Here is an 18,617-nt window from a genome sequence, read left to right on the forward strand (position 1 = left end):
TCATCTTAAAAGATTGAATCCCCTTGCACATAGTCTTCATACTCCCAAAACATATATTCATAATCATCATATATGCTGCCACTTAATCTATCTTCTCTTAATTTTTTTCTTTTCTCAATAAGTTTCTTTTGTGCCTCAAGGCTTTGCTTCAATTGTGTCACATATTCCTCTTCTATTTTATACCCTAATAAAGTTAATTCCTTAACAGCACATAATTTATCTACTGCAAAGTGTTTACTATATCCTTTAATCAAGTTCTTTCCAGCATACTCTGTTACCCAAGCTTTAGCCAACAACAATCTTGATTCTCTTTTTATTCTTTTATGCCTTGGAACACCAAAATTCCTTTTTATTTTTTTCATATTAATCTCCAAAATTTTTTTGTACTTTTAAACACAATTCCTTCATTAAATGTCCCAATTTTATCAAAAATAATTACTTAATTATATCACATCTATCAAATTGAGTTGTTATAAGCTTCTAGATAAAAGATAAGTCATTGTAACAAACAAGAATATATGTTTGCATAAAATTCTTTCTTTATGGTCAAAATTAAAACAACAACTACTTGGAAGGAGTTTTGATATGGATTATAATAAAATTGAAGATGCAGTATTTAAAAAGGCCATGGAAATCTTCAAAGATAGCGCCTCAGAATTTTTTGATTTAGATTTAAAAATAATTGCGCCAGCAGAAACAGAAATTAAAAGCATTGACATAAAAACTAATGTAATGGATTATTTATTTTATACATCTAATGGTAATTACTTACATTTTGAATTTCAAACAACTAAAAAGAAAGATGATTTATCAAGATTTTTATATTATGATGCCTCTCTATATTATAGAAATCAAATTAATATAACTACCATAGTAGTTTATTCTTCAGAAATTACTGATGCACAAACTCATCTAAATTGTGGGTCAATTAAATATGATATAAAATCATTTTATATGAAAAACCTTAATGGAGATGAAAAATTGCAAACAATAGAATATAAGGTGAATAATAATATAGAATTAACTCAACAGGATATTATAACTCTAAGCTTTATACCATTGATGAGCAGTAAAAAGAGCAAAAGCGAAATTACTTTAGAAAGTATTGAGATAGCAAAGAATATTCAAGATAATGATAATAAAAACAATTGCTTGATGCTACTTTATGCTTTGTTTGATAAATTCGGTGACGATGTTTCAAAGAAACGATTTAAGGAGGTTGTTAGCATGACAGAAGTAGGAAGAATGATTTATGAAGAAGGTGTAGAAAAAGGTATTGAAAAGGGCATTGAAAAAGGAACATCTGAAATATTAATAAAACAATTAATAAAAAAATTTAAAATGGTACCAGAAGAATATAAAGAAAAGATAAGAAGCTTACCTCAAGATGTACTAGAAGTTATAGGAACTGAAATATTTGATATAAATTCAATTGATGAACTGAAAAAATATTTTTAAGATAAATTTAAACTGCAACAGTCAAACAAAACAGTTGCAGTTTACCATAAAAATCCATCTACTTCCCGATATAAAATTATATACTTTCCTTATTTAAAGAAAACTTATTCCAACTCAAATGAAAATTCGATTGTAGAATGTTCCATAATATCAATACTTTCAATATATATTTTATCAATTATGATTTCAAAACTTTCGTCTAAGCTTCTTAATTCATCAAGAACTTTATCAAACTCACTCTCTTTATGTAATCTACCTACAGTTAAATGAGGACAATATGTTACTTTCGTAAATAAAAAATGCTCTAATATTCCACTGTATAATTTATCATGCAGCTCAATTATATTGTCATTTCCCTTCTTTACATTAAGAAACAAATACCCATCTCTAAAATCTCCTGTAAAATCCTTTAATTTAACATTAAACTTTTTTACTCCTTTTAATACCTTATTAAAATGTAATTTCAAATCATCTGTTGATATATCACTATCAAATGGAAAAACAATAGTTATATGTGGTTCAATGCAATTTGCAAGTGGATCATACTTTTCTCTTATACTTTTAATAATATTAATATTATCGAAATTAGGAAATAAAATTATTGCTCTTTTCAAAAAAATCACTCCTTATGATCATTTGATTTTTTTAATATCTTAGTATCTAAAGATAATGTTTTATATAGAAGAATTGTAGTGTTTTTCTTAAAATTAGTCACTCTCAACTATTAAAAATAAACTGAAAACTAATTGTAGCTTACAACTACTTATATTTAATCAATTAAAAGATTTAGAAGTCTTTTAATTTTATCTTTACCATATCACCATTAATTAAGTTATGCCAAACAATTCCCTCTATCCCACAATTGTTACCAAACTTAGATTTCTGTTAAAGAAAAGAAATCAAAAGAATTATAAACTCTATTTAGTTCATCTTCTTTGAATATGTACGAATCCCTTTCCAAAGCATATCCATCTGCACTTAATCCACATTTAAAACATTTAAATGTATGAAAATAAACTCTAAAAAATAATCTTTCTTCTAATGTTGAACAATATCCTTCTTCAATTTTAGGACATCCTTTTGGCCAATATATTATTGTTGGCCAAAAGGTCTCTCTTCTTCTATAATTACGTTTTTCTAAAACTCCCAACGTTTTTTGTGTATTAAGAGCTTTTTGGTCAATACAATAGGAACCAGCTTTTTCGAAGATACTATTATTTAAGATACTTACATTTTCAATAGAAGTAATTATTCCATTATTGATTGACATCCATTCATCTATTGATGGTATTACTGTGATTTGATCATTTAGAATAATTCTTTTCATTATTTCCCCCATCATATTATACTTTGTATTACTAACACTTTAAGCCACAATTCCCATTTATTTCATAATAATTTTATTTTTAGAGCTCTACATCTAATTTTATAACCAATTTCCTTAGCTATTCATACCTTTCATCTATGTTACAAGTTAGCATTTTTTTATCTTATAAAATCACTTCAGCCCATATTGCAGTATTTATCCATGTTTTCTCCTCAACATATTGTTACTTAGCTTAACAATTCTTCTACTTCCTTCTCTGTCAAACTCTCTAAAATTTCAATTCGAAGTGATAGTGTTTCATGACATTTAAATATAAAATTACTTAATACTTTTTAATATTGTATCCACGTTATCATAATTAGCTCCAAGTGATTTTGCTTTAAGCATCTCTTCTTTTGCTAAATCTAACTTTTTCGCATTATAATATACTATTCCTAGACAGTAATGCCCATCTTTAGGGTCTAATTCAATTAAGTTCTTTGAATAATTAACAGCATCATCATACTTCATTAAAAATATATCTGCATTAATAATAGATTTTAAAACATAAGTTTTCATATTCTTATCCGGATTTGATGCCAAAATTTCCTTAGAATTACTTTCAACTGCCTTCCAATTTTGTGCTTTGTAATCTTGCTCTAGTTGCATTGCTAATCTTATTGTTTTACTTTGAGTGTTATTAAATCCCCACCAAACTGTTGATGCGGTTATTATAAGTGCTAGTAGTACGTAGATATATCTATTAAAGTACAACAACCTCTTTCTCGACTCATTGAAAATTCCTGCAACGGTGAAGCCTCCAATAAGACCTCCTAAATGTGCAAAGTTATCTATTCCAGATTTACTAAATCCATAAAATAAATTTATTAATATTGCTCCAAGAATGTTTGGTCCTAATCCTGACTTGAATAATGCTGGTTTCTCTATACATTTAAAAAGAACAGCTCCAAATAATCCAAAAATAGCTCCTGATGCTCCTACTCCAGGATTGGAATTAAATGCAAAACTAAATATATTACCTAAAATTCCAGCTATAAAATATATAGTTATAAACTTTGCTTTTCCAAAAATTCTTTCAGAAAGTTTACCTATTAAATATAATGTATAGCAATTTAATGCTACATGCATTATGTTAGCATGTAAAAACATTGGTGTAATAAATCTCCAATATTGTCCTTGTATTATACTAGTATTTTCTTTACTTCCAAATTCAAATAGAAGTTTATTATAATCTATACCTGTCTCCCATGAATATATCCCCATTATGACAAAAATAAAAAGATTTAAAGCAATCAGTATATATGTAATTATTGAGTCTTTACTCTTAAATTCAACATTAGATTCCATCCTCTTCTTCTCCACAATTTCTTCAAAACTTGGTGTAGATGTATCAATTTTCTTATATTCATCAAAATACCTTTCTAAATGTTCTTTTACACAAAATTTATCTCTTTTAGCATTTAAATAACTCACAACACTTTGCTTTTCAAGATCCACAACCATACTTCTTAAATATTTATTACCTGCTACTTTATCAACTTGATTATCTTCAATAATCTTAACCTTCTCTATTGGTGGGTCACTATCGAAAATAAACATTCCAAAATAATATACAATTGTGTTCTTCTTAATGCCTAGAAGCTTTTCCTTAACATCTACGAAATATTGTTTTATTTCTTCTTCTGAAAATAAATCTCCATTCATTAATTCTAAGACAATCATTGTGCCATAATAATCTTTTATCATTATATTGTCTTTTTCATCTATTCTTATTTTATTTTCCTCATCACATAAAGGCATAAAATCCTTATACTGAGTGAAACTCTTCATTATCATTTTAATTTCATTTGTATACATAAAATCCCCCTTATATCCCTCAAAAGCATAACCACATTATACCATAACATAATTTCTATTAATACAATTGAACATTTTCTAACTGATTCATTTACTAATCCATAAATGAAAATAACTGCAATTGTCTAATAAACAGTTGCAGTTATTTTCGCTAGCTTTATTCTTTCGTTTTTTCATACTTATTTCCTAAAAAACTTTTTAACTATCTAATTCATCTAAATATTCTTCATAACCTAATTCCTTCATTTTATCCATTGGAATAAATTTAAGTGCTGCTGAATTAATGCAATATCGTAACCCTCCTGCATCTTTAGGGCCATCATTAAATACGTGACCTAAGTGAGAATCGCCAATATTACTTCTTACCTCTGTTCGCACCATACCATGACTTTCATCCTTTTTTTCCTTAATAACTTTTCTTGTTATAGGCTTTGAAAAGGCAGGCCATCCACAACCTGAATCAAACTTATCAGAAGAAATAAATAAAGGCTCTCCTGTTGTTATATCAACATATATTCCTTTTTCAAAAAAGTTATCGTACTCATTATTAAAGGGTGCTTCTGTAGCATTTTCTTGTGTTACTCTATATTGTATTTCTGTTAATTTTTCTTTTAATTCTTTAAGTGGCTTTTTTACATACTTCTCATCCATTATATTACCTCCTCAAAACGTATAATGCTAATTCTTCTTTATTATTATATTTACTCACATTATATCATATCAAATTTAATAAAAATCAAAACATATTTTTAATATATTGCATTCTTAAAAAATAGAATATGGTAAACATTATAAATATGAATTACAATATAATTAATTGGAATAAGTTTCCGTGTGGAGGTGAGATTTTATGAGAAAAAGAGATTCTAATAATATTAATAATTTCTTTGGTGAATTCTCAAATAAATTTATATTTAGAAAAGATAATTCTCTGCAAAGCAGAGCTTTAAAAATTACACTTATTTATTTTATTATAGGAAGTTTGTGGATTTTATTATCAGATAACTTAGTTGAACTATTTTTTCGTGACTCATATACAATAACCATCATAGCTATTGTAAAAGGATGGTTTTATGTACTTATAACAGCAATTATAATTTTTACTCTTATATCCAATGAAATGAGTGAAGTAATTAATTCAAAAGAGAAAATGCAAGATATAAATGCCCTATTAGAAGAAGAAATCGATAAAAAAACACAAATTGAAATAGAAAATAATCAGCTGACAGAGAGACTTCAAAAATATAAAATTTTAGCTGAAAATGCTAATGATGCCATATTATTTGTCAATAAAGAGGGCCATATTCTTGAAGTAAATGATGCTGCTATAAAAATATATGGATATACATTTGAAGAATTTACAAAGCTTACTGTGTTTGACTTAAGACATATTGAACGGCATCAGAAGATAATAGATCAAATGGAAGATGCTGATGCATCAGGAATCATATTTGAAACCATGCACTATTTAAAGGATGGGACTTCAATACCTGTTGAGGTAAGTTCAAGAGGCTCTACAATAGGTGATAAAAGAATTTTGCTAAGTATTGTCAGAAATATATCTGATCGTAAAAAAGCTGAAAAAGAAATATTATATTTAAGTTATCATGATCAACTTACTGGTTTATATAACAGAAGATTTTATGAAGCAGAACTTCGGCGATTAAATATTGAGGAAAAAATTCCACTAGCTTTAATTATAGCTGATGTTAATGGTTTAAAACTTATCAATGATGCCTTCGGACATAAAGCTGGAGATACACTTTTACAGAGAATTGCTAATATACTAAAAATAGAATGTCTGCCAAATGGAATTGTAAGCAGAATAGGAGGAGATGAATTTGTTATTCTCCTCTATAATACAAATGAAATTTCAACCGAAAAAATCATCAATAATATCAAAACTGCAATTAATGATGAAAAATCAGATACTGTTATTTTATCTATTTCAATAGGTGCTGCTGTTAAGAAAAATAAGTTTGAAGATATAGATGAAATATTTAAAAAAGCTGAAGAAGACATGTATAAAAATAAACTTATTGAAAGTCCTGCTATGAGGAAGAATACAATTGATTTAATTATGGATTCTTTACATAAAAAAAGTAAAATAGAAGCAGTTCATAGCAAAAAGGTAAGTGGAATTTGCAAATTAATTGGAAAAGCTTTGAATTTTGATAATGAACAATTAGAGCAAATTGGACTGGCTGGTCTTATGCATGATATAGGCAAAATATCCATTAGCAAAGAGTTACTAAATAATCCAAAGCCTCTAAATGAAGAAGAATTGCAAGAGTTTAATAGGCATTCAGAAGTAGGCTATCAAATATTACGAGCAGTAAATGAATTTACGAGTATAGCTAATTATGTTCTTGAACATCATGAAAGATGGGATGGGAAAGGATATCCAAAAGGGTTAAAAGGAGAAGAAATATCAATTGAAGGGCGAATTTTAGCTGTTGCTGATGCCTATGTATATATGACTTCAAACAAAAACCTAAGTGAAGAAGCTGCTGTAAATGAACTTAAGAAATATTCTGGAAGCCAGTTTGATCCTGAAATTGTTCAAGTCTTATTAGAAAAAGTACTTATTCGTCCATAAGTTCTCAACTTATTAATTCAGGCACAATGAACAATATATAAATGATCACCTTATTAATTGGCAATTTTTTAAATATAATTTCGTAATTTTATCACTTCCTCCAAATTAAAGCTTTCAATACTTCTTCTAAGAACAATTATTCTACTACAAGGAGTGATATTTAATGAAGTGGAATGAAGTAAGAATAATTGCAACTTTAACAGACCAAAAAAGTCTACTTGTAAAACTTTCCAAGTAGACTTTTTATAAAATAAATTTTATTTCACTGCTTCTTCATATAACTTATTAGCAAAATCCCAATTAACAACACTCCACCATGCGCCGACATAATCTGGTCTTCTGTTTTGATATTTTAAGTAGTATGCATGTTCCCATACATCTAGAGCTAGTACTGGTTTCAAGCCTTCGCTAACTGGAGAGTCTTGGTTTGCTGTAGACACAACTTCTAACTCCTTATCCTTGTTAACTACTAGCCAGGCCCATCCACTACCAAATCTTGTAGCAGCTGCTTTTGCAAAAGCTTCTTTAAAGGCATCAAAGCTTCCAAACTTAGCATTTATTGCTTCTAATAGAGCTCCTTTTTCCTTTCCTCCATTTGGAGATAATAACTTCCAGAATAGAGAATGATTAAAGTGACCTCCTCCATTATTTCTAACAGCAGTTCTTATATCTGCTGGAATACTTTCTAAATCCTTAATCAATTCTTCAACTGATTTATTTTGAAGATCTGGATAATTTTCAAGGGCTGCATTTAAGTTATTTACATAAGTTGCATGATGTTTTGAATGATGTATTGTCATTGTATTTTCATCTATATATGGCTCTAAAGCGTTATATTTATATTCTAATTGTGGTAATTCATGTTTCATTTTGTTCAACCTCCAAACGTTTATTTTCTATGTTTAAATATTAACACAATTGATAATAATAATCAATACTATATGATAATATTTTTAATTTATTTTGTTATGATGTAAGTTCAAATGAAATTTCTCCCTTTAAATAATTTTCAAAAATATAAGAGCCTATTTTTATAAGCTCTAAAACAGTAATTCTTTATTAAATTTCTCTAATTTTCAATATTATATCTAAACTATTTAAAATATTTCCGAAATATAATTATGTTAAACAATATAAGTTTTATGGTTATATAGTATATAATTAAACAAATGTAATTCCTTTTAGCAGATAAACATCAACTTATTATATTAGGAGATGATAAAATTGATAAAATTAAAACAACAAACAATTGATTTAGCATTGTTAATATTTACAGTTATACTTGGAATCTTTTCGTATATTTTTAATCTAGGCTGGATAAGACTAATCTTTTTTCTTCCTTTTTTAATATACAATCTTATTATATTAATTTCAGGCATAATCTATGTTTCTAAGAATTGTAATGAAGGAAATAAAAAACGAAAACTTGTATTTTATCTTGGTTTGTTAACGTACATGCTTTTTAATGTATTCTTTATTGATGGCGGTGATATTGGTCCTAGCTATTGCTTTTTTAGTTTAATAAAAGTTTATGGAAATGGTGCTTTATTTACTCATATATCAATGACTAGTCTTGCTATAAGTTTGATATGTATTGTATTAAATATTAAGGCAATTATAACTAAAAAAACTCTGTAACAAAATGTTTAATATAGTAGCTTCCTCATTCTTCTGACTCTAGAAATAGTAAATGATTCTTGCCGCTAATAAATTATAAAATATATATATTACTATAGTATCCATTGATATTTTTCTTTTACCTTTTAAATGTAAAAATACATCCAATGCTATCATTACTATTTCTAAAACTATAAATATTGCAATGAATACATAGAAATTAACATTAAAGAAATCATATGACATTGGCATTAACCCACCTATTAATAATTTAATCCATGGACTTAATTTATTTAAAATTTTCATTTATTAATCCCCCAGTTTTTCCAAACATAATTACTTAATTATATCATATTTTCCAAATTAATGTACTTGAAACCATACTTCATTAAAGCATAAATTCTTTCCTTATAGAATTTACGCTTATTTAATGCTATTATTTTATTAAAGATTATGAAAAATTTTAAATAATTAATTATTAGGCAATACTATAACCAAGGAGGTTTTTTCATGTTAATAGATAAACTAAAAACTTATACTTATAAAGATTATCTAACCTTTGATGAAAATGAAAGAATTGAAATAATAGTATGATTGTCGAGGTTATTTCAGCTTATAATCCTAGTAATGATTATGTAAGAAAATTAAACCTTTATGAAAAGTTTGAAGTTAAGGAATATTGGATAATAAACCCAATGAAGAAGAATATATTAGTTTATGTACTAACTGAACATGGATACGATGCTCCTACAGCTTATACCTTTAATGATACAGTTAAGGTAAATATCTATGATAATCTAGAAATAGACTTTAAATCAATTGATATATAATTGTTATTTGGCATTCCAAGCTAATTAGGACTACCTAAAAGGTAGTCCTGATACATACTTTAGTTTAATTACTCCAGCCTTTGCAGACATCAATCCATTCCTCATAGCCAGAATACTCTTCTAATTCTTCAATTGTAAGCTCTATTGCACTATTGCCACTTCCACAAGCAGGGAATACAGTTTCAAATCTTTTTAAGGATTCATCAAGATAAACTTTTACTCCCTTGTTGATAGCAAAAGGACAAACTCCTCCAACAGCATGACCAATTAAGGTTTCGTTTTCCTCTAATGTAAGCATTTTGGCTTTTGCCTTAAACTGTGCTTTATACTTGGAATTATCAATTTTCACATCTCCAGCAACTACAATCAGAATCGGATTTTCATCAACCATAAATGAAAGTGTCTTTGCAATTCTACACGGATCACAATGTAAGGCTTCTGCTGCAAGCGCTACTGTTTTACTTGATACATCAAATTCTTGCACTCGATTATCAATACCGAACTTTTTGAAATACTCTTTAACTTTTTCTATAGCCATATGTGAAATTTTCCCCCTCTTTCTAAATAACATAAACTCATAATAAAACATATAAATTTCAAGCTTAAACAATCACCTCAAAAATATTCTTATTCTTAATCTCAATCCACTCTTTAGTGTATTTCTTATTTTTATTAAAATTGAATTGAAGCAGATAACCTTTATCAACCTTTTGTTCCTCCATATAAGTTGAAAGCTGCTCTAAACCTTTTAATCTATAAGCCTCACCATTCCAGAGCTTAAGTTCTACTATATGTTTTTCATTTCCATAAGTAATAACTATATCCATTCTCTTATTTTCCCTTGTTTGTGGTTCTACAAAACTGAAACCTTTTCCATTTAAAATTGGCTTTAAATAAGCTAAAAATATTAATCTCCCATTGGTTTCATAAAAATGTTCATCTTCTTCTCTATACTCTTCAAACATAAACTCCTGAAATTTTAAAAGAAGCTTTTCCATGTCCAATTTATGGTCTTCTAAAACTTCAGATTTATCTATTTGTGTAAATCTTGATGCCATTTTACGTGCATCCCTTTGAGCAATAAGATAATCATAAAGCAATGTTTCAAATAATTTATTATGAATGACAAGGCGCCCTTCATGTTCAGCAAGAATTCCATACATTATTCCCTTTTCATATGCAAAAGAATTATAGGATATCTGTTTTCCTTCAACCAAGATTTCATAAACTACAGCTTTTATTTCTTCAAAATTTTCTAAATTTTTAATTACATCATCAAAAAGCGTATTATGCTCATTCAAAGTCATTTTAATAGCTTTTGTAAGTCCTTCAAGAGTCCAATCTTTATCTAAATATTCATCGATATTCTTACAAAGTCTGCTGACTAAATAAGGATAACCACTAGTAAAACTCCTTATTTCCTTTGCTAAAAGCTCTATATCCATTTTAATATTTGTTTCATTTACATATTCTTCAAGCATAGTTTTAATTTCTTCAACTGAGAAGGACATATCAAGTTTAAAATCTGCTGCTATATTCCAAGGTGAATTAAATACCCTGTCTTTTTCATCTCTTATTTTAAGTTTTATATTTTTAATATCATTTACTCCTCCTAAGATAACACTTTTAAATGTAAGATCTTCCTTTGCATTTTGGGCCAAATATTTATTCCTAAGCACGCCTAAAAACTGCATAAAAATTCTGTTGCCACTACTTTTATCTACTTCATCTATAACTAAAATCATATCTTTGCCGTATTCTTCAATAATTTCAGTAATATTATTTGATAACTGTTTAAAATTCTTAGTTCTATCTGCGTAGTATTTTAACTTTGTATATAATTCTTTATTAGTAAACCTTAAACTACTTGCAAAAATATCAAATACTTCTTTACAAAATTTTTCTTCTGTTTCAAAAAGATCATCACCTATTCCTTCAAAACTTGTTTTAATAACAATATATTTTTTATTTAATTCCTCTACAAGTTCATTAAATGTAGTTGTTTTTCCAAATTGTCTTGGCCTATTTATTGTAAAATAATCTCCTCTATCTACCATTTCAATAATTTTTTTAACTTTTGAACTTATATCAACCATATAATGCTTTTCTGGTATACAAAGACCTGTTACATTAAAATATTTCAATTGTTCTACCTCCAACATGTATTAAAATTAAAAATTTGTGCCCTTTATAGCATCATTTAGACATCGAACAACTCATAATTAATGTTATTTAGAGTTCATTAATTACTTCGTACATTGATATTATATCCCATAAACTGATTCCATAAAACATCTTATACTTACTTATTTTTATTATTAATTTTCCCCTATCCCCTTCAAACCCGCATATATTCTATAATTTGTTATCTTCTTATATTTTTACCTTGTTAACTTCTTTCCTTTTTTTAAAGTAATACCTTTATAAAATAATCAGGACTACCTTTTTAGGTAGTCCTGATTACTTTACATAACAACTTATTAATTAGTTAAATTAATTGTGAAGCTCCTATTAAACCGGCATCATCTTGGAATTTAGCTAATTCTATTTTTAAATTTTCAGGGTAAAAAACCTTGGACTTAGTATTTTCTTTTATAAGGTCAATTATTTTAGGATTATGAATTGCAACAGAGCCTCCTATTACAAAAATATCTGGATCAACTACTGCACATATATTAGCAATTCCCTTAGCCATATTTTCACAAAAATCTTCTACAACTTGTATAGCCACCTCATTCTTTGAATAATGCAATTCAAAAACCTCTTCAGCATTTAACTTTCTATTTAATTTTTCACTGGCGATTCTTGCAATATTAGTACCACTGCATTGACCTTCTAATCCTCCTGCATTTAAACCATTGTGAGAATATTTATCTTCATTAATAATAATATTGTTAATTTCAGCAGCCGCTGAATTAGCTCCTGCTATTATTTTATTTTCAAGTATATATGCGCCGCCTACTCCAGTTGAAATTGTAATGAAAAATACTGCTTCGTAGCCTTTCCCAGCTCCATAAATAGCTTCAGCTAATCCCGCAACATTAGCATCATTATTAAGCTTTGTTTTTAAAAGCGTTTTTTCTTCAAAGTATTTTACTATTTCAAAATTATTCCATCCAACTAAATTCACAGGATTTAGAATTTTGCCTTTTCTAATATCTAATGGACCTGGACAACCAATTCCGATTCCATTAAATTGATAATTGTTTTTTTCTTCATTAATGAAATCTATTAATTTATCCAAATTTGCAGTACATCCAAGAGCCACTTCATTATTAAATTTCACTTTTTTGATAAGCTGTCCACCTTCGTCAAAGATAGCACATCTTAATTGAGTGCCTCCAATATCTATTCCTACTTTATTCATTATATTTAACCTCCTTGATTTCAATTTCCTTGAAAATAGCAATTAACCTAACTTCATAATTTTATTAAATATATATGTTGCAATAGTAATTCCGCATTATTAATTCAAGAAATCCTGTAAAGAAAGGTGGGAATCGAAAAAATAATTATTCATTACCAATTTCAAAAATCATATAATAATTCTGTTATTGTTGCATAAGTTTGATTATTAATGTAATATACATGCATAATTGAGAAATTATAATCGTAACACTACACAAGAAATCAGATACATTTTTCTGGAAGCAAGCATGTGAAATTGAGCTGATGATGGTTATTAGTGGAAGGTTGTTCCATTTTCTGCTTGTCATAAATTTACTTTAGGAACATGCAGAAATGGGTGCAACCTTCCACGTAGAACCATCCAGCGAAAATTTCACTAGTCCTGTGGAAGATAAATGTGTCTGATTTCGGTAATTGTTGCATAAGTCTAATTCTCGCTTTGGATATCTATAATTAAACATTGTAAAATATATGCTACATTATTCTGAAAGTCTTGATTTCATAAGGCTTAATATCAAAGGTAAATTCATTTGTATTTTCAGCAATGCATAAAATTTCTTCTTCAAGTAAGTTACATTCTATTATTTTGTTACAACTTATATCTAGACATGCTTTCACTTGTGTACGTTTATTTTCAAATTCATAAATTCTAATAATAGTACCATTCCCATCTTCTGCTTTCTTTATAGTTTCAAGAACTATATTTTCAGCATCCAACTCAATGAGGCTTGTACTTTCATTTTCCACTTCATTGCTGCTCTCTGGATAGCTGGTCAAAAGAGGAAGATTTAGCATATAAGCTTCCTTTACAGTAGAACCTTTTTTCCAATTTCCCTTATGTGGTAATATTGAATACGTAAAACAATGTTCTTCTTGGTCAGTTGTTAAATTAGGTTCTATTCCTGATTTTATAAGTGATAAGGTCATAAGCTGATTTTTTATGCCATAGCCATATTTACAGTCATTTAAAAGGCTTACACCATACCCACCATCGGATATATCTGCCCATTTATGTGCACATACCTCAAATTTTGCTTTATCCCAGCTGGTATTACCATGAGTTGGCCTTGTCAAATTTCCAAATTGAATATCATAGGTTGCTTCATTAGCATTGACATCTATTGGGAATTCAACCTTCATAAGCTGCTGATGCTCTTTCCAATCTACATAAGTTTCAAAGTCAATTCTATTAGAGTTAGCATAAAAATAAACTTTTTGCCTTATTAATGAATTGCAATAGTTCCTTTCAGTTAGTAAAACTGCTTGGACAGGACCATTTTCTATCCATTCCAGCCTTGTAACTTCATCTGCAATCCATGATTTTCTATTATAATAAATATCAATATTCCAGTTATCAAATTCTCTTGGTTTATCCTCATAAACTCTAAATACATTTCCCTTTTCTCCAGCTTTTAAAACTTCACGGTTGGAAGTTTTATCAAGAAGTGATGTAAAGAAACCTGTAGAATCTATAGCTACTTTATAATAAGGCGTTTCTATTCCTCCATCAGTAATGTTAAATGGACTTTCATGATTTGTACCCTCATTAAATTTAAGCAACTTAAGCCCCTTTGCTGGAATGTCTTTAACCCATGCCACCAGCTTACCATCTTGAGTTTTTTGTACTGGGAAAACATCACCAGCTTCACTTATTAATTCAGTTGCATTCTTATTAAAATCTTCTAGCAAAATTTTATCACTACGCATAAAGGACAAAGTATTAACAACAGCAATTTGTTCTTTACCTGCTCCTAATTTTGAAGCAATTAACTCTAACCTCTCATTAGTTAAAGCTTCAACTTTATTTTTAATTTCTTCATATTCTAACTTTGTAACATCATAGGCTTCCTTAATTGCTGAACCGGGCAGAATATCATGGAACTGATTAAGTAAAACTGTCTTCCATATTGAATCAATTTCTTCTTTAGGATAAGGCATACCATATTTTTCAGCCCAAACTGAAAGCATTTCTAAATCCATTAGTGCAAATTCACTCTTACGGTTACTGCGTTTATTTCTAGCCATTGAGGTATAAGTCCCTCTATGATACTCTAGATAAAGTTCTCCAATCCACTCTGGCACATCAGGATTATCAGCTAAAGCTTTATAAATCTTGTCAAAATAATTTTTTGAGAATTCCTGTTTAACTCTTGGTGCGCCAATAATTCCTTTTTCCAATCTTCGACCATTTTCAAGCATTTCACGAGTTGGTCCACCGCCACCATCTCCATAACCATAACATACAAGAATATCATTATTTAACTCTTTTTGTTGATATCTGTCCCAGCCACCCATTAAAGCTGCTGGGTGTAACATACCATTATAAGTTGTAAAAAAGCTTTCTTTAGGTTGATCTATACCTTTTGTTGTAATCAAATGTGTAAATATAGGTGTACCATCAATGCCATGCCACCAAAATGTATCATAAGGAAATTTATTAAATTCATTCCACGCAATTTTAGTAGTCATAAAATATTCTATTCCACATTTTTTCATAATTTGAGGTAATGCAGCTGAATATCCAAATACATCTGGGAGCCAAAGAATTTTGCTATCTACATCAAATTCTTCTTTAAAAAATTTCTTTCCATAGATAAACTGTCTAACTAGAGATTCCCCAGACGTTAAGTTACAATCTGCTTCAACCCACATTCCACCTTCAGGTTCCCATCGCTTTTCTAATACTTTCTCTTTTAACTTTCCATAAATTTCTGGATAACGATCTTTTAAAAATTCATATAATTGAGGTTGACTTGACATAAATTTATACTCCGGATACTCATTCATTAATTTTAAAACAGTTGAAAAACTTCTAGCAACCTTTTCTCTAGTTTGACTTACTGTCCACAACCAAGCTACATCTATATGAGTATGCCCAATACAACTAGCTATCACTTCACTATGATCAGCAAGTGTACCATATACAGTTTTCTCAAGATATTCTTCAGTTTTCTTAATAGAGGAATAAAAAGACTGTGAATATGGCATACGAAGATCTAATAAATCAGCAGCCTTCTCAAGCTCAACCTCAAGAGACATTTTTGCACTATTATCATCTTCAAGCTTTTCAGCTATACATAAAGGTACATTAAAATCATGATATAATTTTAATATCTGCTCATCAACTTGAGTAACATGTCCTATAAGCAATAGTTCAACGTGTAGGGTTCCAGTATAAGATTGTAAATCAACTTTATACTTTTGTTTGGGCTTTGCACTTTCAGTAATTAGTATTTCCCTGTGGTTCATATCTACACCTTGGACAGGAATATCGTTTATAAATGCTAAAAATTGAGGATTTCTCATATCCTCTGCTTCATCAATTTGTGTTTTTATAATTAAATATACTGGTTTATTTGAATATTCTTCTGGTACAGTAAATTCAGTTGTAAACCAAGAATGTTTATCTTTTCCCATCCAAATCATATTCTTACTATCAAATTCCTCCCATGGAGTTTGATCCATTTCAGCATCCTGTGGTCTAAGATAAAAGCCTTCTTTTTTCTTCCATTTAGTTATATCAAAAGATGTAACAGAAGATAATTTTTTTAATTCATTGCAAAGTATACGAATACGTTCTTTTCTAAACATTAAAATCACCAAACTTTCAAACTAAATATTTTTATTAGTATTTATGTAAATTGATTTGATATTTTTTAAATATGCCTTATATAAATAAAATCCTATCAAAGGTATCTATTAAGTTACAACTTTGATAGGATTCATAATGTATAAAAAACTTATCTATTATCCTTTAGCTGCACCTTGCATGCTGAATCCTTTTGACATATATTTTTGAGAAATTATATATAGCAGTATAGATGGTGCTGCATAAAGCACGGAATATGCTGCTAAGGGTCCATAAGCAATCATGCCATGATTTCCAAAAAACTGATATAGCATAACAGATGCTGGGTATTTTTCAGTAGTACTAATTAAGATGTATGGAACAAAGAAGTTTCCCCAGCTGCCAGAAAAAGTATAGATAGCTACAGTAAAAATTCCTGGAAGCATAACAGGTGTAATAATTTTTCTTAAGGCTGTAAAAACACCTGCTCCATCAACCCAAGCTGCTTCTTCAAGCTCTATTGAAACTGAATCCATGAAATTTTTCATCATCCAAATAGCATAAGGTAGTGCTGAAGCTGTTAGGAATAAAATTACTCCAAAGATATTATCATATAGCTTTATAGTTATAAAAAGCTGATAAACAGGTACCATTAATGCTGTTATAGGAAGTGAAGTCATAAAAAGTACAGAATACATAAACATTTTTTTGTGCTTCATCTGATATCTGGAAAGTGGATATGCACACAAACCTGACACGACAACAACAAATACTGTTTGTAAAATAGAGATTAACAATCCTATAACAAACGAACGTTGATTAGTTTGATTTTTCAATACATCAATATAATTACCCAAAGTTATATTTTTTGGTATCTGAAGTGCCTGAGATGCACTGCTATCAAATGAAGCTACTATTACCCATAGCAATGGAAGGAAAAAACAAACACCAATTATACTAAGAATTGCATAAGGAAATACCTTTCCAAAAATTCTTCTTCTCCATTTCATATTCATACGTCTTACCTGCCTTTAAATTTTTACTTTAGATGCTTTTACATAGATAACACCTAATATTACACCAATTGTTAGAAGTATCATTGATATTGCAGTACCATAACCAATTTGAAAACTACCAAATGCATCATTATACATTAGCAATGGAAGCGTTGTTGTTGAATCTCCTGGCCCTCCACCAGTCATCATATAAATCAATCCAAAGACACCAAGAGTAGAAAGTGTATTTAACATCATATTAGTTATAATAGAACCTTTTATATTAGGTAAAATTATTTTAAATAAAATGGCCATATTAGATGCACCATCAACTACTGCTGCTTCTTCAATATCCGTTGGAACATCATCTAAGGCAGCTTGATATACTAACATTGAAAATGCTGTACCATGCCATGCATTAGCAATAACAATACTAAGCATAGGATATTTAAAAAGCCATGATACTGGTGTACCACCAAAAGCATTAATTATTAAATTAAGAGTACCAGCATCATTTAAAAAGTTAGCCATGCAAAGTGCACAAACAACTTCTGGCATAACCCAACCAGAAAGAACGATACTTCCTACAACTCTTCTGAAGATTGTATTTTTATTTTTCATTAAAACTGCAATAAGAAACCCAAATACCTGTTGTCCTATCAAAGAAGAGCAAACTAAGAAAACAAGTGTGTTAACTATACTTTTAAATACTTGAGTATCCTTTAACATCTGTCTGTAATTTTCTAAGCCTATAAACTTAAAATCTTGAGCTTGACTTCCTGTCAAGGACAAATTTGAAAACGAAAAAATTACAGTTAATACAATAGGAAAAATAAAAAATAATAACAAAAGTGAAACTGCAGGCAAAAGAAAAATATATTTTCCAAATTTCGATTTTTTGTTAAATAGCGAAGACATAACTCCAGCAACACTCATTCTTTTAACCCTCCTTACAATA

At 28.7% G+C, this 18,617-nt stretch carries 17 protein-coding genes; 4 read left to right on the plus strand and 13 right to left on the minus strand.

The window, feature by feature from the left end; all coding sequences use genetic code 11:
- Positions 1–5 precede the first annotated feature (5 nt).
- Positions 6–362, minus strand: coding sequence for a hypothetical protein (locus CSPA_RS19825; RefSeq protein ID WP_015394147.1), 357 nt, complete (start codon positions 360–362; stop codon positions 6–8).
- Between the two features lie 223 nt (positions 363–585).
- Between CSPA_RS19825 and CSPA_RS19830 the strand changes: the two genes are divergently transcribed.
- Positions 586–1,458: a DUF4351 domain-containing protein gene (locus CSPA_RS19830; RefSeq protein WP_015394148.1), complete on the plus strand. Its 873-nt coding sequence runs from the start codon at positions 586–588 to the stop codon at positions 1,456–1,458.
- Between the two features lie 104 nt (positions 1,459–1,562).
- Here the strand turns inward: CSPA_RS19830 and CSPA_RS19835 are convergent, their stop codons facing one another.
- The 4 genes from CSPA_RS19835 to msrB form a co-directional block, all read right to left on the minus strand.
- Positions 1,563–2,072 (minus strand): 2'-5' RNA ligase family protein, encoded by a 510-nt coding sequence (locus CSPA_RS19835; protein ID WP_015394149.1) that lies wholly within the window; start codon positions 2,070–2,072, stop codon positions 1,563–1,565.
- A 260-nt stretch (positions 2,073–2,332) separates the two neighbouring features.
- Positions 2,333–2,785 carry a hypothetical protein gene (locus tag CSPA_RS19840; protein ID WP_015394150.1) on the minus strand — a complete coding sequence of 151 codons (453 nt, stop codon included), beginning with the start codon at positions 2,783–2,785 and terminating at the stop codon, positions 2,333–2,335.
- Between the two features lie 318 nt (positions 2,786–3,103).
- Positions 3,104–4,642: a rhomboid family protein gene (locus CSPA_RS19845; RefSeq protein WP_015394151.1), complete on the minus strand. Its 1,539-nt coding sequence runs from the start codon at positions 4,640–4,642 to the stop codon at positions 3,104–3,106.
- A gap of 198 nt (positions 4,643–4,840) precedes the next feature.
- Positions 4,841–5,293: a peptide-methionine (R)-S-oxide reductase MsrB gene (gene msrB, locus CSPA_RS19850; protein ID WP_015394152.1), complete on the minus strand. Its 453-nt coding sequence runs from the start codon at positions 5,291–5,293 to the stop codon at positions 4,841–4,843.
- Between the two features lie 199 nt (positions 5,294–5,492).
- On the opposite strand from msrB, the gene CSPA_RS19855 reads away from it, so the two are divergent.
- Positions 5,493–7,241: an HD domain-containing phosphohydrolase gene (locus tag CSPA_RS19855; RefSeq protein ID WP_015394153.1), complete on the plus strand. Its 1,749-nt coding sequence runs from the start codon at positions 5,493–5,495 to the stop codon at positions 7,239–7,241.
- A 257-nt stretch (positions 7,242–7,498) separates the two neighbouring features.
- Here the strand turns inward: CSPA_RS19855 and CSPA_RS19860 are convergent, their stop codons facing one another.
- Positions 7,499–8,110, minus strand: a complete 612-nt coding sequence (locus tag CSPA_RS19860) for a superoxide dismutase (RefSeq protein WP_015394154.1) — start codon at positions 8,108–8,110, stop codon at positions 7,499–7,501.
- A 346-nt stretch (positions 8,111–8,456) separates the two neighbouring features.
- Here CSPA_RS19860 and CSPA_RS19865 point away from each other — a divergent pair, with 346 nt between their 5' ends.
- Positions 8,457–8,879, plus strand: a complete 423-nt coding sequence (locus tag CSPA_RS19865) for a hypothetical protein (protein ID WP_242838569.1) — start codon at positions 8,457–8,459, stop codon at positions 8,877–8,879.
- Between the two features lie 39 nt (positions 8,880–8,918).
- On the opposite strand, the gene CSPA_RS19870 is transcribed toward CSPA_RS19865, so the two are convergent.
- Positions 8,919–9,164 (minus strand): hypothetical protein, encoded by a 246-nt coding sequence (locus tag CSPA_RS19870; protein ID WP_015394156.1) that lies wholly within the window; start codon positions 9,162–9,164, stop codon positions 8,919–8,921.
- 284 nt (positions 9,165–9,448) lie between these two features.
- Here CSPA_RS19870 and CSPA_RS19875 point away from each other — a divergent pair, with 284 nt between their 5' ends.
- A complete protein-coding gene (locus tag CSPA_RS19875; protein ID WP_015394157.1) occupies positions 9,449–9,688 on the plus strand; it encodes a Uma2 family endonuclease in 240 nt (79 codons plus the stop codon).
- A 64-nt stretch (positions 9,689–9,752) separates the two neighbouring features.
- On the opposite strand, the gene CSPA_RS19880 is transcribed toward CSPA_RS19875, so the two are convergent.
- From CSPA_RS19880 to CSPA_RS19905, 6 genes are all read right to left on the minus strand, one after another.
- The gene (locus tag CSPA_RS19880) at positions 9,753–10,226 is read right to left on the minus strand and encodes a YbaK/EbsC family protein (protein WP_015394158.1); all 474 of its coding nucleotides are present in this window, start codon (positions 10,224–10,226) and stop codon (positions 9,753–9,755) included.
- Positions 10,227–10,290: 64 nt separating this feature from the next.
- Positions 10,291–11,832 carry a P-loop NTPase family protein gene (locus tag CSPA_RS19885; RefSeq protein ID WP_015394159.1) on the minus strand — a complete coding sequence of 514 codons (1,542 nt, stop codon included), beginning with the start codon at positions 11,830–11,832 and terminating at the stop codon, positions 10,291–10,293.
- Between the two features lie 344 nt (positions 11,833–12,176).
- Positions 12,177–13,055, minus strand: coding sequence for an ROK family protein (locus tag CSPA_RS19890; protein ID WP_015394160.1), 879 nt, complete (start codon positions 13,053–13,055; stop codon positions 12,177–12,179).
- A gap of 515 nt (positions 13,056–13,570) precedes the next feature.
- A complete protein-coding gene (locus tag CSPA_RS19895) occupies positions 13,571–16,687 on the minus strand; it encodes an alpha-mannosidase (RefSeq protein WP_015394161.1) in 3,117 nt (1,038 codons plus the stop codon).
- 156 nt (positions 16,688–16,843) lie between these two features.
- Entirely contained in the window at positions 16,844–17,680 is an 837-nt protein-coding gene (locus CSPA_RS19900) for a carbohydrate ABC transporter permease (protein ID WP_015394162.1), read from the minus strand.
- 15 nt (positions 17,681–17,695) lie between these two features.
- Positions 17,696–18,595 carry a carbohydrate ABC transporter permease gene (locus CSPA_RS19905; protein WP_015394163.1) on the minus strand — a complete coding sequence of 300 codons (900 nt, stop codon included), beginning with the start codon at positions 18,593–18,595 and terminating at the stop codon, positions 17,696–17,698.
- Positions 18,596–18,617: the final 22 nt, after the last annotated feature.

Source organism: Clostridium saccharoperbutylacetonicum N1-4(HMT), from assembly GCF_000340885.1.
Lineage (GTDB): Bacteria > Bacillota > Clostridia > Clostridiales > Clostridiaceae > Clostridium > Clostridium saccharoperbutylacetonicum.